2 protein-coding genes are annotated in these 2541 nt (G+C 41.1%); both read right to left on the bottom strand.

The genetic code is table 11. The features are described from left to right. Positions 1-463: 463 nt before the first annotated feature. On the bottom strand, positions 464-811 hold the full coding sequence (locus IM477_RS07660; RefSeq protein WP_287108453.1) for a hypothetical protein: 348 nt from the start codon (positions 809-811) through the stop codon (positions 464-466). Positions 812-1063: 252 nt separating this feature from the next. Next, positions 1064-2260, bottom strand: coding sequence for a restriction endonuclease subunit S (locus tag IM477_RS07655; protein ID WP_287731203.1), 1197 nt, complete (start codon positions 2258-2260; stop codon positions 1064-1066). Positions 2261-2541 lie beyond the last annotated feature (281 nt).

Below are 2541 nucleotides of genomic sequence, written 5' to 3'. Positions count from 1 at the left end.
TGGCAAGAGACTTAATTGATTAGTTCGCTCTAGATCAAAAACAATTGACAAAAATCGCCAAATGTCTTTCTCTATAAGAGTTTCATTCCTTATAATCCTGTACGTTGCATAAGACAAACCGAAGAACCATATTTATTTATCAGCATTTACTATGCTAATAGCAAACTGATCAGCTTTTTGAGCAACTTTACTGCCCATAATATTACACCACCTTCCCAACTGATAACCGATAACTCTTGAGTAACGCACAGAAAACGGGTTTCTCCGAGAAACCCGTTTTCTACTTATGCGAACGACAAAAGACAGAAAATGCTCTGACCATATTTGCTGGCGTGGGTTGAACAGTGAAGCTTCTGCCTCGGTTTCTGGGTCGATCGAAAGAGGGGCGGAACTGAGGAGTTCGGGATAGTGACAGTATTCACACCGGAACCTAGCGCGTTGTCGAACAATATGGTAAAGCGATTTAGGAATGACCATTTACTCTGGCGGCAATGACAGCGTTGATGTAGCTGAAAATTTGGTCGAGTTCGCCAATCGCTTCTAGCTCAAGGACTTCCTCCGGGGTGAGATCATCAGCTTTTTTTTTGTCAAGAAGCGTCTGCATCCGATCGCCCAGTTCATCTGTAAATTTGAATAGGGTGAGATTATTAATCTGTTGCACCCGCAATCCTTTGGGAATCAGGCCAGAGGGTTTGACAAGAGCGCTCATGGTTGTAGCTGGCTTTTTGAGCAACTTTACTGCCCATAATATAACACCACCTTCCCAACTGATAACCGATAACTCTTTCATTGCCTTAATAAAATTTAACATTAACGCCATTTTCTCAAAAAAATCGACCCGCCCTTAGGCGGGAAAGAAAAGAAAAGAGAAAAAATAGGGAATAAGGGTAAAAAGGGAAAAAAGAGAAAAAGGGTTAGAGAGTCCTCCCGAATACGCAGACTACCCGAAAACCGCAGAGGTCGAAGTCGCCGCGGCGGTAGCTGAATCTTGGTTAATTGTCCAACGGTCTTTTTTAATGGCATTTCCCACAAGATTATGGCAGTAATCCGCGGGATGCCGTGGCTACAATTCCCCCCTAAATGCCTTTTGTAAAAGGGAATTAAAGAGATTTTCGGATTGTTCCTCTCCACTGATCAAATTCATGTAGTATCTATGAAAACCTAGAAACCACTTTCCAAATTTTTGCTGTTTTTGTGATGGAGGTTTTATGAACTCAATACTTGAGAATTTGCTCTTATTGACCATGCCTTTCATTGAATCAGTAGACTGTGCTTGCACAAGATGTTGAGCAACGAATAACTGGCCGTATAAAAAGTACGGATCTACATCTGAATTTGGAACCACAGCATTAATTTGTTGATTAAATGCTACTTCTCTATCAGTAAGGGCAGCCCGCCCAATACTTGATCTACTTCCAGCTATGCAGGTCACTAGAACCGAACCATTAGGGACAGTTCTAGCTATCTTCTTTCCCTTCGCCGAAAGCTTTTCTTCTGCCTCTGTCAAAAAATGCTCAGGAGTGGTGATGTTATCCGACTTAATCCATTCGATTTCGTCTCCATAGTTTTCTGAGACAGAACGAGGAGGAGTGTTTCCAGTCAATATTTTACCAAAATCACCGAGTTTAGCTATCTCCCACCCTTTCGGATTAGTAACAGGATCACCGAACATCTCTAGGAAAGTCGATTTTAACAACTCCTCAGTCAACCTAATTGCCTCCTTGCGCTTGCGTCGCACCCCATCCGCTTTATCTAAAATTGCCGCAATTCTTCGCTGTTCTTCGAGGGGTGGGAGGGGGATTTTTATCCTTTTCAAGTTCCCCACTGGTAACTGTTTGAGTGCTGTACCAGTTTGAAGTTGACTTATTTGTCCTTTAACTCGATCCCCTTCAAAACAATAAAGTAAATAAAGTGGATCTATCTTGTGGGGATTTGGGCGTAGTAAAACAAGTTGAGCATTGATATTAGAATCATTATATCTTTTGGGTACTAAGGCAACTTTCCCTAAATCACCTCTAGTGCTAATTAGAACATCGTTCGTTTTCAAATGCCCTTTTTTAAGAAGACCATGCTTTTGGGGCGATATAAAGTACATTTCCTCATCCGAAATACTTTTGTTAACCAAATTATTAGCCCGTATAAAAGGAACACCACTTTCTATAAATTCTTCTGATCTCGGATATTTAGACGAATAGTTTCCATCAGATATATGAATATCAAGATCACCAATTTCCAGCCACTGAATCATATTTTTGCTCATCCCAACATCTCCTTTAACGCGCGTAAAACCAGATCAATCTTATTTTCAAACATAAATCAAATATCCTTTCGGTGGACTAAAGCGGTGGGTTACGACGGATTGTTAGATTGACTTTAACGCCTAGATTGTTGCCGTCTAACCCACCCTACTATGAACTACTATGAACTCTTCTCCCCCCTTTTTAAGGGGGGTTGGGGGGGATCGAATGGCGCTTTTATGCTAGTCATCACATCCTCTCCAAAACCTGATCAATCTTATTTTCAAACATAAATCAAATATCC

Origin of the sequence: Microcystis sp. M090S1 (assembly GCF_020246295.1) — a bacterium.
Classification (GTDB): Bacteria; Cyanobacteriota; Cyanobacteriia; order Cyanobacteriales; family Microcystaceae; genus Microcystis; species Microcystis aeruginosa.
Note: the sequence above shows the minus strand (reverse complement) of the source record. Positions and strands in the feature narration are given on the sequence as shown.